The sequence below is a fragment of the Aeromonas sp. 604282 genome, assembly GCF_049170575.1.
In the GTDB taxonomy this organism is placed as follows: domain Bacteria; phylum Pseudomonadota; class Gammaproteobacteria; order Enterobacterales; family Aeromonadaceae; genus Aeromonas; species Aeromonas veronii_A.
This window is the reverse complement of record NZ_JAAKMV010000011.1, coordinates 48,347-64,408: the sequence shown is the minus strand read 5'-3', so window position 1 is coordinate 64,408 and position 16,062 is coordinate 48,347. Positions and strand designations below refer to the sequence as shown.

Annotated in this window: 15 protein-coding genes; 12 read left to right on the top strand and 3 right to left on the bottom strand. The window is 63.2% G+C overall.

Annotated elements, in window-relative coordinates; all coding sequences use genetic code 11:
* The first annotated feature begins 60 nt into the window (after positions 1 to 60).
* From G5367_RS13790 to bacA, 4 genes are all read left to right on the top strand, one after another.
* Positions 61 to 1,119, top strand: coding sequence for a UDP-glucose--hexose-1-phosphate uridylyltransferase (locus G5367_RS13790; RefSeq protein WP_421244461.1), 1,059 nt, complete (start codon positions 61 to 63; stop codon positions 1,117 to 1,119).
* Positions 1,116 to 2,264, top strand: coding sequence for a galactokinase (galK, locus tag G5367_RS13785; RefSeq protein ID WP_421244460.1), 1,149 nt, complete (start codon positions 1,116 to 1,118; stop codon positions 2,262 to 2,264). The genes G5367_RS13790 and galK overlap by 4 nt, the downstream gene beginning before the upstream one ends.
* Entirely contained in the window at positions 2,261 to 3,250 is a 990-nt protein-coding gene (gene galM, locus G5367_RS13780) for a galactose-1-epimerase (protein ID WP_421244459.1), read from the top strand. Before galK ends, galM begins: the two co-directional genes overlap by 4 nt.
* A gap of 115 nt (positions 3,251 to 3,365) precedes the next feature.
* Positions 3,366 to 4,181, top strand: a complete 816-nt coding sequence (bacA, locus tag G5367_RS13775; RefSeq protein ID WP_421244458.1) for an undecaprenyl-diphosphate phosphatase — start codon at positions 3,366 to 3,368, stop codon at positions 4,179 to 4,181.
* Positions 4,182 to 4,247: 66 nt separating this feature from the next.
* Here the strand turns inward: bacA and G5367_RS13770 are convergent, their stop codons facing one another.
* The 3 genes from G5367_RS13770 to G5367_RS13760 form a co-directional block, all read right to left on the bottom strand.
* A complete protein-coding gene (locus tag G5367_RS13770) occupies positions 4,248 to 4,943 on the bottom strand; it encodes a ChrR family anti-sigma-E factor (protein WP_337073690.1) in 696 nt (231 codons plus the stop codon).
* Positions 4,936 to 5,505, bottom strand: a complete 570-nt coding sequence (locus tag G5367_RS13765; protein WP_421244488.1) for a sigma-70 family RNA polymerase sigma factor — start codon at positions 5,503 to 5,505, stop codon at positions 4,936 to 4,938. The genes G5367_RS13770 and G5367_RS13765 overlap by 8 nt, the downstream gene beginning before the upstream one ends.
* A 141-nt stretch (positions 5,506 to 5,646) precedes the next feature.
* Positions 5,647 to 6,213: an LON peptidase substrate-binding domain-containing protein gene (locus G5367_RS13760; protein WP_263085137.1), complete on the bottom strand. Its 567-nt coding sequence runs from the start codon at positions 6,211 to 6,213 to the stop codon at positions 5,647 to 5,649.
* 311 nt (positions 6,214 to 6,524) lie between these two features.
* On the opposite strand from G5367_RS13760, the gene argS reads away from it, so the two are divergent.
* The 8 genes from argS to G5367_RS13720 all read left to right on the top strand — a co-directional run bounded on the left by argS (position 6,525) and on the right by G5367_RS13720 (position 16,060).
* Positions 6,525 to 8,270 (top strand): arginine--tRNA ligase, encoded by a 1,746-nt coding sequence (argS, locus tag G5367_RS13755; RefSeq protein ID WP_421244457.1) that lies wholly within the window; start codon positions 6,525 to 6,527, stop codon positions 8,268 to 8,270.
* A 3-nt stretch (positions 8,271 to 8,273) separates the two neighbouring features.
* Entirely contained in the window at positions 8,274 to 9,116 is an 843-nt protein-coding gene (locus G5367_RS13750) for an SPOR domain-containing protein (protein WP_421244456.1), read from the top strand.
* Positions 9,117 to 9,303: 187 nt separating this feature from the next.
* The gene (gene hslV, locus G5367_RS13745) at positions 9,304 to 9,837 is read left to right on the top strand and encodes an ATP-dependent protease subunit HslV (protein ID WP_005342555.1); all 534 of its coding nucleotides are present in this window, start codon (positions 9,304 to 9,306) and stop codon (positions 9,835 to 9,837) included.
* 64 nt (positions 9,838 to 9,901) lie between these two features.
* Complete coding sequence (hslU, locus tag G5367_RS13740; RefSeq protein WP_005340773.1) at positions 9,902 to 11,230, top strand: HslU--HslV peptidase ATPase subunit; 1,329 nt, start codon at positions 9,902 to 9,904, stop codon at positions 11,228 to 11,230.
* 262 nt (positions 11,231 to 11,492) lie between these two features.
* Positions 11,493 to 12,134 (top strand): TetR/AcrR family transcriptional regulator, encoded by a 642-nt coding sequence (locus G5367_RS13735; protein ID WP_421244455.1) that lies wholly within the window; start codon positions 11,493 to 11,495, stop codon positions 12,132 to 12,134.
* An 85-nt stretch (positions 12,135 to 12,219) separates the two neighbouring features.
* Positions 12,220 to 13,188 carry a secretion protein HlyD gene (hlyD, locus tag G5367_RS13730; protein WP_421213217.1) on the top strand — a complete coding sequence of 323 codons (969 nt, stop codon included), beginning with the start codon at positions 12,220 to 12,222 and terminating at the stop codon, positions 13,186 to 13,188.
* On the top strand, positions 13,185 to 14,954 hold the full coding sequence (locus G5367_RS13725) for an ATP-binding cassette domain-containing protein (RefSeq protein WP_421244454.1): 1,770 nt from the start codon (positions 13,185 to 13,187) through the stop codon (positions 14,952 to 14,954). Before hlyD ends, G5367_RS13725 begins: the two co-directional genes overlap by 4 nt.
* Positions 14,951 to 16,060, top strand: coding sequence for an ABC transporter permease (locus G5367_RS13720; RefSeq protein WP_421244453.1), 1,110 nt, complete (start codon positions 14,951 to 14,953; stop codon positions 16,058 to 16,060). Before G5367_RS13725 ends, G5367_RS13720 begins: the two co-directional genes overlap by 4 nt.
* Positions 16,061 to 16,062 lie beyond the last annotated feature (2 nt).

Below are 16,062 nucleotides of genomic sequence, written 5' to 3'. Positions count from 1 at the left end.
GTCTGCCTGCTCCCCGGTAATAAACGACTCTATTTTTCAATACCTTATTCAGGAGAGATGATGTTCAACCCCGTCGATCATCCCCATCGCCGCTTCAACCCGCTGACCGGCCAGTATGTGCTGGTCTCCCCCCACCGGGCCAAACGCCCCTGGCAGGGACAGGTGGAGAAGGTGAGTCAGGCCCCCAAACAGGCCCACGATCCCGACTGTTTCCTCTGCGCGGGCAACACCCGGGTCACCGGCGACATCAACCCCGACTACAAAGGCACCTTCGTCTTTACCAACGACTTCGCCGCTCTGATGCAGGATACCCCGGCCGCCGATAGCGCCAGCGATCCCCTGCTGAAACTGGAGGCCGCCCGCGGCACCAGCCGGGTGATCTGCTTCTCGCCGGATCACGGCAAGACCCTGCCCGAGCTGCCGCTGCCCGCCATCGAAGGGGTGATCACCACCTGGATGGATCAGGTCGCCGAGCTGTCAGCCCAGTGGGAGTGGGTGCAGGTATTTGAAAACAAAGGGGCCGTCATGGGCTGCTCCAACCCGCACCCCCACGGCCAGATCTGGGGCAGCGACTTCCTGCCCAACGAGATCGCCCGCGAAGAGCAGCACCAGCGCGACTGGCTGGCCGAGCATGGCCGCCCCATGCTGCTGGAGTATGTGGAGCGGGAGCTGGCGGATCGCTCGCGCATCGTGGTGGAGACCGAGCACTGGCTCGCCGTCGTCCCCTTCTGGGCCGCCTGGCCGTTCGAAACCCTGCTGCTGCCCAAGGCGCACGTCCCCTCCATGCTCAACCTGACCCAGGCCCAGCAACAGGATCTGGCGGTGGCGCTCAAGGAGCTCACCAGCCGCTACGACAACCTGTTCGAGTGCAGCTTCCCCTACTCCATGGGTTGGCACTTTGCACCGCCCAAGTCGGATTGCCCCGAGGCGTGGCAACTACATGCCCACTTCTATCCGCCCCTGCTGCGCTCCGCCACCGTGCGCAAATTCATGGTCGGCTTCGAGATGCTGGCCGAAACCCAGCGCGACCTTACCCCCGAGCAGGCCGCCGAGCGGCTGCGAGCGCTGAGCCCCATTCACTACAACCAGACCAATCAAACCAATGAGGAGGCCCTATGACCCCGAGCCAACGCGTCAGCACCGTTTTTGCCGAGCAATTTGCCAAAGCGCCCGATCTGCTGGTGCGCGCCCCCGGCCGCGTCAACCTCATCGGTGAACATACCGACTACAACGACGGCTTCGTGCTGCCCTGCGCCATCGACTACGAGACCTGCGTCGCCATCGGCCTGCGCGATGACCGGCAAGTACAGGTGATCGCCGCCGACTACGACAACCAGCGCGACCAGTTCGACCTCGACCAGCCCATCGAGCACCACCCCAGCCAGCGCTGGAGCGACTACATCCGCGGCGTGGTGAAATATCTGCAGGAGCGCGGCTATGCCCTGCGCGGCCTCGATCTGGTGGTCTCCGGCAACGTGCCGCAGGGGGCGGGGCTCTCCTCCTCCGCCTCACTGGAAGTGGCCATCGGTCAGGCCTTCAAGGAGGCACTGGGGCTCGCCATCACTCAGGCCGAGATCGCCCTCAACGGCCAGCAGGCGGAGAACAAGTTCGTCGGCTGCAACTGCGGCATCATGGATCAGATGATCTCCGCCAGCGGCAAAACTGACCACGCCCTGCTGCTCGACTGCCGCTCGCTGGAGACCCGTCTCATCCCAATGCCCAGCGATCTGGCGGTGCTGATCGTCAACTCCAACGTGCGCCGCGGTCTGGTAGACAGCGAATACAACACCCGTCGCCAGCAGTGCGAGGCCGCCGCCCGTCACTACGGGGTCAAGGCGCTGCGCGACCTCGATCTGGCCGGACTGGAAGCGGGCAAGGCCGGGCTGGATGATGCTTGCTATCGCCGTGCCCGCCATATCGTCGGTGAAAATGCCCGCACCCTGGCCGCCGCCGATGCACTGGCGAGCCACGATCTGACCCGCCTCGGCGAGCTGATGGCCCAGTCGCACGCCGCCATGCGCGATGACTTCGAGATCACAGTGCCCGCCATCGACGGTCTGGTGGAGATCATCAAGGCCAAGATCGGCACAAATGGCGGCGTGCGGATGACCGGCGGCGGCTTCGGCGGCTGCGTGGTCGCCCTGCTGCGCCCGGAGAAGGTGGCCGAGGTGATCGCCGCGGTTGAGGCCGAGTATCCGACCCGCTTCGGCCTCAAGGCTGACTGCTACGTCTGCTCTGCCAACGCCGGTGCAGGCAAGCTATGAGCAGCGCCATGACACCATTCGAACTGGAAAACGAGGAGGGGCTGCGCCTGCGCGGCCTCGACTTCGGCGCCACCCTCACATCCCTCACCCTGCCGGTGGCGGGCAAACGGCGCGAAGTGCTGCTGGGTTGTGCCGACAACGCCTATCCAGCCCAACAGGTGTGGCTGGGCGCGGTGGCGGGACGTTTTGCCAACCGCATCGGCGGCGCCGAACTGCTACGCGATGGCCAGCGCTGGCCGCTGGATGCCAATCAGGCACCCAACTGCCTGCATGGCGGGCAGGCGGGCTTTCATCGCCAGCGGTGGCAAATCAAAGAGCTGGAAGCGGATCGGGTCAAGCTGGTGCTGCTCTCCCGGGCGGGGGATCAGGGCTTTCCCGGCAATCTGCGGGTAACCCTGGAGTACCGGCTGGAGCAGAGCGATCTGGTGGTGGATTTCATCGCCAGCACGGATGCCGCTACGCCGGTCAGCCTCACCAGCCACGCCTACTTCAATCTCGATGACAACCCCGACGGCGGCGATGTGCGTGACCACCTCATCAGCATCAATGCCGACCACTTCCTGCCGACCGACCCGAGCGGTTTGCCGATCGCCATCACCCCGGTGGAGGGGCCATTCGATCTGCGCCAAGAGCGCCTTGTCGGGCTGGATTGGCTGAGCCATCCCCAGCAGCAACAGGCCAAGGGATACGACCACGCCTTTGTGCTAAACGGCCCGGCGCAGGAGTGGGCTGCTCGCGTGGTATCGGATGACAGACAGCTGGCAATGGAGGTCTACACCAACCAGCCCTCGCTGCAGCTCTATACCGGCAACTGGCTGGCCAATACCCCGAATCGCCAGGGTTTGGCGCACCGGGATCACGACGGCTTCTGTCTTGAGGCACAACAGCTGCCGGACAGCCCCAATCGCCCCGAGCTGGGCAACCCCTGGCTGCTGCCGGGCGAGCGCTATCACCATCAGACCCGCTACCGTTTTATCCGCGACTGACTTAAAGGTTTCACAATTTTTCCGTAGCAGCGCCAGCAACATTCGAGCAAGATAAGCCGCCCCGAGACCCTCCCGGGGCGTTTTTACATCAACGAAGTTAAGGATTGTTTGTTCGATGACTGACACCTATAGCCTGCTGGTCGCCTTTATTCTGGGCGTCGTCGAGGGGCTGACCGAGTTCCTCCCCGTCTCCTCCACCGGCCACATGATTATCGTCGGCCATCTGCTGGGCTTTGAAGGGCCCAAAGCTGCCACTTTCGAAGTGGTGATCCAGCTTGGCTCCATCCTCGCCGTGGTCGCCGTCTTCTGGCGCCGCCTGTTTGGCCTGATTGGCATCCACTTCGGCCAGAAGCAGTCCCGGGATCACGCCACCCTGTCGCTGATCCACGTCATCCTCGGCATGATGCCCGCCATCGTGGTCGGTCTGGCCATCCACAGCTGGATCAAGGCCAACCTGTTTGGTCCGCAGACCGTCATGTACGCGCTGGTCGCGGGGGGCATCCTGCTGATCATCGCCGAGAAGTTCCGCCCGGCCGTCACAGCAGAAACCCTGGATGACATCAGCTACAAGCAGGCGTTCGGCATCGGTCTGTTCCAGTGTCTGGCCCTGTGGCCCGGCTTCTCCCGCTCCGGCGCCACCATCAGTGGTGGCATGCTGATGGGGATCAGTCGTCACGCAGCCGCCGAGTTCTCCTTCATCATGGCGGTGCCCATGATGGTGGCGGCCAGCGGGCTTGATCTCTACAAGAGCCGCGATTTCCTCTCGATGGCCGACTTCCCGATGTTTGCAGTGGGCTTTATCACCGCCTTCGTGGTAGCGATGTTTGCGATCAAGACCTTCCTGACATTGATCCGCCGCATCGACTTTATCCCGTTCGCCATCTACCGCTTTATCGTGGCATTCGCCGTCTATCTGGTGTTTGTCGCCTGACCGGCAACCAGCAATCAAATGAAAAAAGGGACCAATCTGGTCCCTTTTTCTATGGCGTCATAGTGCTCAGTAGAGGTGCTGGCTGATGCCATTCAGCAGCCGCGACAACCCCTTGGTGAACTGCACCGGCGCATCCTGCACCGTGTAGCAGAGGCAACCGTCCGGCGTATGCGGGCTGTGAGAGTGGCTGGCATCGCGCCAGATGAAATCTCCCGCCTTGTAAAGAGTATCGCCATCCTGAATGTTGCCAGCCAGCAGCAAAGTCAGCTCATAGCCCTGATGGGTGTGCTCGGGGATGCGACCGCCCGCTTCGATATGGAGCAGGCTGGCGCGCGCCCCCATCTCGTCCAGCGGCAGACTCTGCTGACGAATGACCCCGATATGGCGCCACTTGGGCGAACGGTAGCGGGCCAGCACCCGTGGCAAACGGTAGGCCTGACCGGCCACCTCCAGCTCGCCGGGCTGTGCTCGGGGTTGGTCATGTGTTGGCTCGGAGAGGGGCTCTGCCAGCGGCTGGGCCAGAATATCCGCCAGCATGGCATCAAACCCTGCGTCCAGCGCCACGTCATCGCGGGAGGCCAGCTCGGGCTCTGCTGGCGAGGCAAGATATTGCTGCGCCAGCTCCTCTTCGAATGTCTTCAGTCGGGCAGCACACTCGGGGCAGAGTTCGCAGTGGGCGGATAGCCCGACTGCCAGCGGCAGAGGGAGCTCGTCGGCGGCGAAGGCGCGCAGCATAGGGTCGGTTGGATGGGCTTTAATCATGGCCTTGCTCCACTTGCTCTTTCAGTTTCTGTAGCGCCAGTCTGAGGCGGGACTTGATAGTACCGAGCGGCACGCCAAGGCGCTCCGCCAGCTCCTGCTGGGAGAACTCCTGCAGATAGATGCCACGCACCACCTGCTGTTGCGGCTCCGGCAGGGTGCCCAGATAGTGGGCCATCTGGCGGGTCAGCACGGCATCCTCGCCTCCGCTCAGATGCTCCTCTTCGGCTTGAAACTCCAGCACCGGCCACAGCTCCTCGGCGCAGAGATCCTCCTTGCTGGCACGGCGTCGGCGCAGCAGATCGAAGCACTGGTTGCGCATCACTGTGTAGATCCAGGTGGTCGGCGCCCCCTTCTCGGGGTGATAGAGGCGCGCTTTCTGCCACACCAGCAGCATGGTCTCCTGCACCAGCTCCATGGCGTTGGCCTCGTTGCCGAGGTGGCGCAGGCCATAGCTGCGAATGCGCGGCGCAAAGTGTTTGAACAGGCGGGCAAAAGCAGCCTTGTCGGCCTGCTCAGCCACCCTGATCAGCAGAGATTTGAGGTCGCCATCCGGGTTATCCATCACGGGCGAGGTCCTGCGTATGGTCGAGTGTGGTTGGCCAGTATATGCCATTGCGCCATCCCTTTGGTGTGCTGTCGAACATGCTGTGGTGATGACTTATACGGCGCTGCGGCAGTGGCGGATCAGCGGGTCAGGAAAAAATCAGTGGCTGGCCACCAGCACCCCCTTGAGCAGGGCGATGGCGGGCTGATTGTCGGCGGCGGCCAGCAGCAGTTGTTTCTGTTCAGGGGGGATAGGCAGCACCTCCAGCCAGCGCTGGGCCACCCAGTTGCCATCATCCCAGCGGGGCGCGGGATAGAGGGCGGCATAGTCGGGATAATCGGCAAACACCTCCCGCAGCGCATCAACCAGTGGTTGCTGATCAGGATGGAGCCGGCGGGGCGGCCAGGCCGTCAGCGGCGTCACCTCGCCGATACGCAGGCCATCCTGCTCCTGCCACAGATCCTCTATCTGCACCCGCTCCACCCCCTGCACCGTGATCCCCAGCATGCCGTCCGGCAGCCGGTCGAAATCGATGATGGTGACCCGGGTGGCGATGGGCAGCATGTTGCGCAGGGCGTCGGGCTGGCGAGGGTCCACCATGCAGAGGGCAAAGCCGGACTCCCCCGCCTCGGCGATCATCCGCTGGTATCTCGGTTCGAAGATCCGCAGCGGCATGACACCGCCGGGCAGCAGGTGGGCAGATAGGGGAAACAGCGCCAGTCGCATCGCAAACTCCTCGGTTGGGAACCTCTGTTGATACGCCGGGCCAGAGGGAGGAGATCATTCCCGTCATCGGGAAAGGAAAAACCCTTAACAATCAGGGGAAAATAGCCTGGACAAGCCGCTTCGATATGCAGTAGAAATGGATAAGCACCGTAATTTCCGCCCAATATTCTGGAATATGGCGCCAAACGCAGTGAAATATCCGTCCGACAGCGAGCGGCGGGTCATCCCTATAGTTTTCTCGGGCCGATGCGGGTAAAATTCACGCCCTTATATATCAGTCATTTTTCGACGCGCAACCTTGGTGGTCAGTTATGAAAGAGCATATTCATCATCTACTTGAACAAACGGTAACCAATCTCAAGTCAGCAGGCGTCCTGCCGGCAGACCTGGAAGCCCGCGTGCAAGTAGACCGATGCAAGGAAAAAGCTCACGGCGACCTGGCTACCAACCTGGCCATGCTGCTGGCCAAACCGGCCCGCAAGAATCCCCGTGAGCTGGCAGCGGCCATCATCGAGCACCTGCCTGCCTCCGACCTGATCGCCAAGGTCGAGATCGCCGGTCCCGGCTTCATCAACTTCTTCTTCGACCAGCGCTGGCTGGCCGGTCAGGTCGAGGCCATGGTGACCTCTGCCAACGCCAACGTGAAGTTGCCGACCCCGCAGACCGTGGTGGTGGACTACTCCGCCCCCAACGTGGCCAAAGAGATGGCGGTGCACCACATCCGCTCCACCGTACTCGGTGACGTGGCTGCGCGCGCGCTGGAATTCCTCGGCCACAAAGTGATCCGTGCCAACCACATCGGCGACTGGGGCACCCAGTTCGGCATGCTGATCGCCTATCTGGAGAAAATGTCCAACGAGCACGCCAGCGACATGGCGCTCAAGGATCTGGAAGCCTTCTACACCCAGGCCAAGCGTTGCTACGACGAAGACGAAGCCTTCGCCGAGCGTGCCCGTAACTACGTGGTCAAGCTGCAGGGCGGCGATGAGTACTGCCGTACCATGTGGAAGAAGCTGGTAGACATGACCATGGAACAGAACCAGATCAACTACGACCGCCTGAATGTCTCCCTGACCAACAAGGACATCATGGGCGAGTCCATGTACAACGACATGCTGCCCGAGATCGTTGCCGACCTGAAAGCCAAGGGGCTGGCGGTCGAGAGCGAAGGCGCTACCGTGGTCTTCCTGGACGAGTTCAAGAACAAGGATGGCGAGGCCATGGGCGTCATCATCCAGAAGAGCGATGGCGGTTTCCTCTACACCACCACCGACATCGCCTGTGCCAAATACCGTTATGAGACGCTGGGCGCCGACCGAGTCATGTACTTCATCGACTCCCGTCAGCACCAGCACCTGATGCAGGCCTGGACCATCACCCGCAAAGCGGGCTATGTGCCGGAATCCGTGCCGCTCGAGCACCACGCCTTCGGCATGATGCTGGGCAAGGATGGTCGTCCCTACAAGACCCGCTCCGGTGGTACCGTCAAGCTGGTTGATCTGCTGAACGAAGCGGAAGAGCGCGCCGCTGCGCTGCTGGAGAGCCGCAACAGCGACCTCTCTGCCGAAGAGAAAGCCCAGGTGGTCAACGCCATCGCCATGGGCGCGGTCAAGTATGCGGATCTCTCCAAGAACCGCACTACCGACTACATCTTCGACTGGGATCTGATGTTGTCGTTTGAAGGCAACACCGCCCCTTACCTGCAGTATGCCTACACCCGTATCCAGTCCATCTTCCGCAAGGCTGGCGTCGATGCAGCTACCCTGACCGGCAATGTGACCCTGCACGAGGAAGCGGAAGAGGTGCTGGCCCAGAAGCTGATCCAGTTCTCCGACGCGGTCAACGGTGTGGCCGACAAAGGCATGCCGCACCTGCTCTGTACCTACCTGTACGAGTTGTCCGGCAACTTCATGACCTTCTATGAAGCCTGCCCGATCAACAAGGATGGCGTGGACGAAGCAACCCGTCAGAGCCGTCTGCTGCTGTGCGCCGCCACCGCAAAGGTGCTGAAACTGGGCCTCGGCGTACTGGGCATCCATACCCTGGAGCGCATGTAATAGATGGCAACCCGGGATTATGTCGGCAGCCGCCCGCGACGTCGGGCGGGTGGTCGAAACAGCAAGAAAGCGGCCCCTCGCCGCTTTCCTGTTATTCCAGTGCTGCTGGTCGTGGCACTGCTGGCAGGCTTTGGTGGCTTCCTTTACATGATCAATGGCAAGGGCAGCGACGCCCCCACCATCGAAGAGCAGGTAAAGGCCAACAAGCCAAAACCACAGAACAACGGGTTGCCACAGGAGAAGTGGAGCTACATCGAACGGCTTGAGAACAAGCAGGTCGATGTTATCGAGCCACCGCCCCAGCCGGGCGTGCTGCCACCGCCCCCCGCCGATACTCTGACACTGCAGCCGGAAAAGCTGCCGCAACCGGTACCGACCGACATTCCCCAACCGGGGACGCCCATCGGCCAGTCTAAACCCTATCAGACCAATCCGGCGACAACGCCTGACAACGGTGCGCCCGTTGCCAGCGCTCGGAAACAGGTGATCGATCGCCAGGCCGAACGGGAACGGATGGAGCGGGAGATCCGTGCCGAGCTGGAGCGGGAGCGGGCCGAAGCAGCCAAGGCCAAAGCGGCTACCCCACCAGCCCAGACCGCAGCCGCCGACAGCAGTCGCTATATGATGCAGTGCGCGGCTCTGCGCTCGCAGGATTCCGCAGAGTCGCTCAAGGCACGTATCGCCTTCACCGCCGGTCTCTCTTCCAGCCTGCAGGTGGTCAACACGGCCAACGGCACCGTCTACAAGGTGATGGTGGGCCCCTTCAACGGCAAGGCGGCCGCCGACGCGGCCAACGGCAAGCTGCAGAGCTCCGGCATCAGCGGCTGCATTCCCAAGAAAGGGTAATCCGCATACCGATGACGCAAGGCCGGGTGGCAACACCCGGCCCTGTTCTTTTGGTGCCACTCGCACCCACCCTGTTTGCTACCCCGTTTATCCCGACCAAAGGCAGGGTTGAAAAGCCCGTTTGCCATCCCCATCTTTCTTGCCATGCACAGTCAGGCCGTTATTCGGCTCAAGCGAGGTAAGTAAAGTGACTACCATAGTTTCAGTTCGCCGCAACGGTCAGGTCGTCATCGGTGGCGATGGCCAGGTCTCTCTTGGCAACACCGTCATGAAGGGCAACGCCCGCAAGGTTCATCGTCTCTATAACGGCAAGGTGCTGGCAGGTTTTGCTGGCGGTACTGCCGACGCCTTCACCCTGCTCGAGCGTTTCGAAGCAAAACTGCAGGCCCATCAGGGTAATCTGGAGCGCGCCGCCGTGGCGCTGGCCAAAGATTGGCGCACCGATCGCGCCCTGCGCCGCCTCGAAGCGCTGCTGGCCGTGGCCGACGAACACAAATCCTTCATCATCACCGGCAACGGTGACGTGGTGCAGCCGGAGCACGATCTCATCGCCATCGGCAGCGGCGGCAACTTTGCCCAGTCCGCCGCCATCGCCCTGCTGGAAAATACCGAGCTGGATGCCAGGACCATTGTCGAGAAGTCCCTCAAGATTGCGGGCGACATCTGCGTCTTCACCAACGGCAACCACACCATCGAAGTGCTGGACTACGCCGCCAAATAAGGCGCCAGCCAACCCAATTTCCCAAGGGGTGGGCACTGCCCGCCCCGGATACAGGAACACCATCATGTCCGAGATGACCCCGAGAGAAATCGTCCACGAACTGGATCGTCACATCATTGGTCAGGCCGATGCCAAGCGCGCGGTGGCCGTTGCCCTGCGCAACCGCTGGCGCCGGATGCAGCTCAACGAAGAGATGCGCCATGAAGTGACCCCGAAAAACATCCTGATGATCGGTCCGACCGGTGTCGGCAAGACCGAGATCGCCCGTCGTCTGGCCAAGCTGGCCAACGCCCCCTTCATCAAGGTGGAAGCGACCAAGTTCACCGAAGTGGGCTATGTCGGCAAGGAAGTGGACAGCATCATCCGCGATCTGACCGATGCCGCCATCAAGCTGGTGCGCGAAACCGAGATGGAGAAGATGAAATACCGCGCCGAGGAAGCCGCCGAAGAGCGCATCCTCGACGCCCTGCTGCCCAACCCGCGCAACACCTGGGGTGAGGAAGAGAAAGCCGACAACTCCAACACCCGCCAGATCTTCCGCAAGAAACTGCGTGAAGGTCAGCTGGATGACAAGGAGATCGAGCTGGAGCTCTCCGCCTCCCCGATGGGCGTCGAAATCATGACCCCGCCGGGCATGGAAGAGATGGCCAACCAGCTGCAGGGACTGTTCCAGAACCTGGGTCAGAACCAGAAGAAGAAGCGCAAGATCAAGGTCAAAGAGGCCATGAAGGCACTGATCGAAGAGGAAGCTGCCCGTCTGGTCAATCCGGAAGAGCTGAAGCAGAAAGCGATCGCCGCGGTCGAGAACAACGGCATCGTCTTCCTCGACGAGATCGACAAGATCTGCAAGCGTGGCGAGAGCTCGGGCCCGGATGTCTCCCGTGAAGGGGTTCAGCGCGACCTGCTGCCGCTGGTTGAAGGTTGCACCGTCAACACCAAGCACGGCATGGTCAAGACCGACCACATCCTGTTTGTCGCCTCCGGCGCCTTCCAGATCGCCAAGCCGTCCGACCTCATCCCCGAGCTGCAGGGCCGTCTGCCGATCCGGGTCGAGCTGACCGCACTCACCACAGATGACTTCGAGCGCATCCTGACCGAACCTAACGCCTCGCTGACCGATCAGTACAAGGCGCTGATGGCCACCGAAGGGGTCAACATCGAGTTCACCAAGGATGGCATCCGCCGTCTGGCCGAAGCGGCCTGGCAGGTCAACGAGCGTACCGAGAATATCGGTGCCCGTCGTCTGCACACCGTGATGGAGCGCCTGATGGAAGATATCTCCTACGACGCCTCCGAGAAGTCCGGCGAGACCTTTGTCATCGACACCGACTACGTCAACGCCCACCTCGGTGCGCTTGTCGAGGATGAGGATCTGAGCCGCTTTATTCTGTAAGCTCGCCCAGCCATCACGATGAAAAACGCCTCCCTTCGCGGAGGCGTTTTTATTTCTCAATCGCCTCCTTCATCTCGCCACCAGCGCCCACACCTACGGCAACCCGTTCAATCCAAAACCGTTTCCAAACCTCTCCTTGCGAACGCCCGCCGTTTTTCATCCCCGCTGAAATCTGCTCAAAAAAAGATCTTTCCTATTCTCGGTGGCTGATTTATACATACGTATAAATCAGATCAAAATCTGTGCAGCAGGAACCAGAAAGATGAATCCAACCCGGCAGAAACTGCTCGATACCGGCCTCGCCATCGCCACCGAGAAGGGGCTGCGCGGCCTGACGGTGCGCGAGCTGGCGGCGGCGGCCGAGGTGAACCTCGGCTCCTTCGTCTACCACTTCGGCAACCGCGATGCCTTTATCGACGAGCTGGTCGAGCTCTGGTACGCCCCCCTCTATGACGAGCTCAAGGCGGTGGCAGCCAAAGGCTCCTACCCCTCTGCCATCGCCATGTTCGAGGCCACCATGGAGGCGCTGATCGGGCTGGTGGCGCGCCAGCGCGGCTTTATCAACCACCTGTTTGGCGATGCGCTGGCGGGCGAAGGGGCGGCCCAGCGCTTTCTGCTCAGCCTGCCGCGCCGTCATCCCCTGCTGCTGATCGAGCAGGTACGGATGGCACAGGTAGAAGGGTCGCTGGTCGCGGGTCACCCGCTCCAGCTGATGATCTTCATCATGGGGTCGGTCGGCCTGCCGCTGGTGATCGCCGGCAGCGGTCGTCAGCTCGGCTGGCTGCCCGAACAGGCCGCCCCCTTTCTCAGCCAGATAGACAACCCCGAGGCCGCCAGACAGCGGCTGGTATGGGCCCTGCGCGGCCTGCGCCCCACCGACATGAAAGAAGGAGAAGCGGCATGAAACAACGCATCGCGATGGTAGCTCTGCTGCTGGCGGTTCTCAGTGGTTACCTCTGGTTGCAGAGCCATCCTCAAGGAGAAGCGGTATGAAGCAACGCATTGCAATCGTAGCCCTGCTGCTAACCGTTATCGGTGGCTACCTCTGGTGGCAGGGGCGCCCGGCTGACGGATCCATCCTCTACGGCAACGTCGATATTCGCGACGTCAATCTGGCCTTTCGGGTCGGCGGCCGCGTCGATCAGGTGCTGGTTGATGAGGGGGATAGGGTAAAAGCCGGTCAACTGCTGGCCCGCCTCGATCCGGTTCCCCTCACCCACAGCCGCGACAGCGCCCGCGCCAATCTGGCTGCGCTCACTGCCGCCAACGCCTTGATCCACAAAGGCTATCGCAGCGAAGAGACCGACCGCGCCCGGGCCGCACTGGCCGCCGCCGAAGCCGCTGCACTGGAAGCCGACCAGCAGTGGCGCCGCCAGAGCGCATTGGCCGCCACCGGCGCCATCTCCCGCGGTCAGCTCGATACCGCCCGCTCCCAGCGGGATCAGACCCGGGCGCAGGTACGCTCCGCACGCGAACAGCTCGCCCAGCTCGAAACCGGCTACCGCCCGGAGGAAATCGCCCAGTCCGATGCCCAGCTGGAAGGGGCCAAAGCGGCGCTCGCCAGTGCCGAACTGGCGCTGGCAGATGCCAGCCTGACCGCCCCCAGCGATGGCATCATCATCAGCCGCGCCATCGAGAACGGCAGCATGGTGCAGAGCGGAGCGACCGCCTTCAACCTCTCCCTGACTGCGCCAGTCTGGGTGCGCGCCTATGTGGAAGAGCCCTGGCTCGGCCACTTCCCGAGCGGAGCCAAAGTGACCCTCACCACCGACTCGCGGCCGGACAAGCCCTATCACGGGGTGGTGGGATTTGTCTCGCCGACCGCCGAGTTCACCCCGAAATCGGTGGAGACGCCTGACTTGCGCACTCACCTCGTCTACCGACTGCGCATCGTGGTGCAGGATCCCGACCCGGCCCTGCGACAGGGGATGCCGGTCACTGTCAGGCTGGCGCCATGAGCTGCGCAATCTCCCTTGAGGGGCTCACCAAACGCTTTGGCGAGCGGGTCGCCCTCAACACCATCTCGGCCACCATTCCGGCTGGCGGCATCACCGGGCTGGTGGGCCCCGACGGCGCGGGCAAGAGCACTTTGCTGCGCCTGCTGGCCGGTCTGCTGATCCCGGAAGCGGGCACCATCCGGGTGCTGGGGCTGGATCCGGTGAGCGAGGGAGATCTGCTGCGCCAGCGCCTTGGCTACATGCCCCAGCAGTTCGGCCTCTACGAGGATCTCAGCGTGCTGGAGAACCTCACCCTCTACGCTGACTTGCGCGGCATACTGGAGCCCGAACGCACGCCCACCTTTGCGCGGCTGCTCGCCTTCACCGATCTTGCCCGCTTCACCGCACGACCGGCGGGCAAGCTCTCTGGCGGGATGAAACAGAAGCTCGGGTTGGCCTGCGCCCTGCTCGGCACCCCGGATGTGCTGCTGCTGGACGAACCGGGGGTCGGGGTCGATCCCATCTCCCGCCGCGCCCTCTGGCAGATGGTGCGCGAGCTGGCCAAGGGAGGGATGACGGTGCTCTGGAGTACCGCCTATCTCGATGAGGCGGAGCTGTGCGACCACGTGCTGCTGATGGCGGATGGCGAGGTGCGCACCAGCGGCACCCCGGCCGATCTGATGGGAGCCATGGCCAGCCGCTGCTGGCTGCTGGAGGCGGGGCAACTGGATGGCCGCGAGCGGCGCGCCCTGCTGCGCCGGGCACTGGCTCACCCGGCGGTGATGGATGGCGCGGTGGCGGGGGAGCGGGTTCGCCTGCTGCTGCACCCGGGCATGACGCCCCCGCCGCTGGCGGAGCTGCAACTGGCCAACGGCGCCTTTCAACCGGCCCAGCCCCGGCTGGAGGATGCCTTTTTCGACCTGCTCGGCGGCGGCCCCGGCGGGGAGTCAAGTCTGGCAGCCGGGATGCGGGAAGCCGAACTGCCGCAGGGAGTCTCCCCCGAGGCGGTGATCGAGGCGCGCCACCTCACCAAGCGCTTCGGCGATTTTGCCGCCACCGATGATGTCAGCTTTGCGGTGCGCCGCGGCGAGATCTTCGGCCTGCTCGGCCCCAACGGGGCGGGCAAGTCCACCACCTTCAAGATGGAGTGCGGCCTGCTGCGTCCGAGCGAGGGGCAGGCGCTGGTGACCGGCATCGATCTGGCTCACAGCCCCTCGGCGGCGCGCCAGCGTCTCGGCTACATGGCGCAGAAGTTCTCCCTCTACAAGCAGCTCACCGTGGCGCAGAACCTCTCCTTCTTCGCCGGTATCTACGGCCTGTTCGGCCGCCACCAGCAGACGAGGATCGACGCCATGGTGGCTGCCTTTGCCCTCACCCCCTGGCTCGATCAGAAGGCGGAATCCCTGCCGCTCGGTCTGCGCCAGCGCTTATCGCTGGCCTGCGCTCTGCTGCACGAGCCGCCGCTGCTGTTTCTCGACGAGCCCACCTCCGGGGTCGACCCGGTAACCCGGCGCGAGTTCTGGTCGCACATCAACGCGCTGGCCGACCACGGCGTCACCGTGCTGGTCACCACCCACTTTATGGATGAGGCGGAGTATTGCGACCGCATCGCCCTCATCTATCGCGGCAAGCTGCTGGCGCTCGGCACCCCGGACGATCTCAAGGGGCTGGCTGCCAAAGAGGCGGCGACCTCTTTGCCAACCGGCTCCTTGCCGACCTGTTCTTTGCCAACAATGGAAGAGGCCTTTATCACCCTGGTCGAGCGGGCCAGCGAGGAGGAAGCATGAGCATCAACCGTCGGCGACTGCTGGCCCTCTGCCGCAAGGAGACGCTGCAAATCGTCCGTGACCCGAGCAGCATCCTCATCGCCTTCATCATGCCGGTGGTGCTGCTGGTGGTGATGGGTTACGCCATCAATCTCGATGTGGACCATCTGCGCCTCGGCATCTGGCGTACCGACAGCGGCGCTCCGGCGGTGCGGCTGGAGCAGGCCCTGCGCGGCTCAACCGCGCTGGAGATCCACAGCGGCCCGAGCAAGGAGTCCCTGCTCGCCAGTCTGGCCCGTGGCGAGATCCGCGGCCTGCTGGTGATCGATGACGGCTTCTCCCGCGCCATGGCCGGTCAGGGCAATGGCACGCCGCAGGCGCTGCTGCTGACCGATGGCTCCGAGCCCAACACCGCCAACTTCGTCACCAACTATGTGCAGGGGATCTGGCAGGGGTGGCTCGCGGGCGAAGGGGTTGCCATGCCGGTGTCGATAGAGAGCCGCGCCTGGTTCAACCCGGCACTGGTGAGCCGCAACTTTTTGGTGCCGGGCTCCATTGCGGTGGTGATGACCATCATTGGTGCCCTGCTCACCTCGCTGGTGGTGGCGCGGGAGTGGGAGCGCGGCACCATGGAGGCGCTGCTCGCCACCCCGGTCACCAAGGGGGAGCTGCTGCTCTCCAAGCTACTGCCCTACTATGGCCTCGGCATCATCGCCATGCTGCTCTGCCTGCTCTTCTCGGTGGCGGTAATGGGCGTGCCGTGGCGCGGCTCCCTGCTGCTGCTCTTTCTGGTCACCAGCGTCTTTCTCGGCAGCGCCCTCGGGCTCGGGCTGTTCCTCTCCACCGTGATGCGCAGCCAGTTCAACGCCGCGCAGGCGGCGCTGATCGCCGCCTTTCTGCCCGCGGTGATGCTGTCGGGCTTCGTGTTCGAGATCGCCAGCATGCCGCCGCTGCTGCGGGCCATCACCCACCTCATTCCGGCCCGTTACTTCGCAAGCTCCTTGCAGACCCTCTATCAGGCGGGCAGCGTCTTCTCGATCCTGCTGGTCAACGGTTTCTGTCTGCTGCTGCTGGCCGGTTTCTGGCTGGTCCTGACCGCCCGCAAGACGCGGCGCACTCTGGAGTAACC

Excerpts from the sequence above, each read along its gene's own strand:
- galM (WP_421244459.1), top strand. The coding sequence starts at position 2,261 with ATGAGCAGCGCCATGACACCATTCGAACTGGAAAACGAGGAGGGGCTG.
- G5367_RS13720 (WP_421244453.1), top strand. The coding sequence starts at position 14,951 with ATGAGCATCAACCGTCGGCGACTGCTGGCCCTCTGCCGCAAGGAGACG.
- hlyD (WP_421213217.1), top strand. The coding sequence starts at position 12,220 with ATGAAGCAACGCATTGCAATCGTAGCCCTGCTGCTAACCGTTATCGGT.
- galK (WP_421244460.1), top strand. The coding sequence starts at position 1,116 with ATGACCCCGAGCCAACGCGTCAGCACCGTTTTTGCCGAGCAATTTGCC.
- G5367_RS13735 (WP_421244455.1), top strand. The coding sequence starts at position 11,493 with ATGAATCCAACCCGGCAGAAACTGCTCGATACCGGCCTCGCCATCGCC.
- G5367_RS13750 (WP_421244456.1), top strand. The coding sequence starts at position 8,274 with ATGGCAACCCGGGATTATGTCGGCAGCCGCCCGCGACGTCGGGCGGGT.
- G5367_RS13765 (WP_421244488.1), bottom strand. The coding sequence starts at position 5,505 with ATGGATAACCCGGATGGCGACCTCAAATCTCTGCTGATCAGGGTGGCT.
- G5367_RS13725 (WP_421244454.1), top strand. The coding sequence starts at position 13,185 with ATGAGCTGCGCAATCTCCCTTGAGGGGCTCACCAAACGCTTTGGCGAG.
- G5367_RS13790 (WP_421244461.1), top strand. The coding sequence starts at position 61 with ATGTTCAACCCCGTCGATCATCCCCATCGCCGCTTCAACCCGCTGACC.
- bacA (WP_421244458.1), top strand. The coding sequence starts at position 3,366 with ATGACTGACACCTATAGCCTGCTGGTCGCCTTTATTCTGGGCGTCGTC.
- G5367_RS13770 (WP_337073690.1), bottom strand. The coding sequence starts at position 4,943 with ATGATTAAAGCCCATCCAACCGACCCTATGCTGCGCGCCTTCGCCGCC.
- argS (WP_421244457.1), top strand. The coding sequence starts at position 6,525 with ATGAAAGAGCATATTCATCATCTACTTGAACAAACGGTAACCAATCTC.
- G5367_RS13760 (WP_263085137.1), bottom strand. The coding sequence starts at position 6,213 with ATGCGACTGGCGCTGTTTCCCCTATCTGCCCACCTGCTGCCCGGCGGT.
- hslU (WP_005340773.1), top strand. The coding sequence starts at position 9,902 with ATGTCCGAGATGACCCCGAGAGAAATCGTCCACGAACTGGATCGTCAC.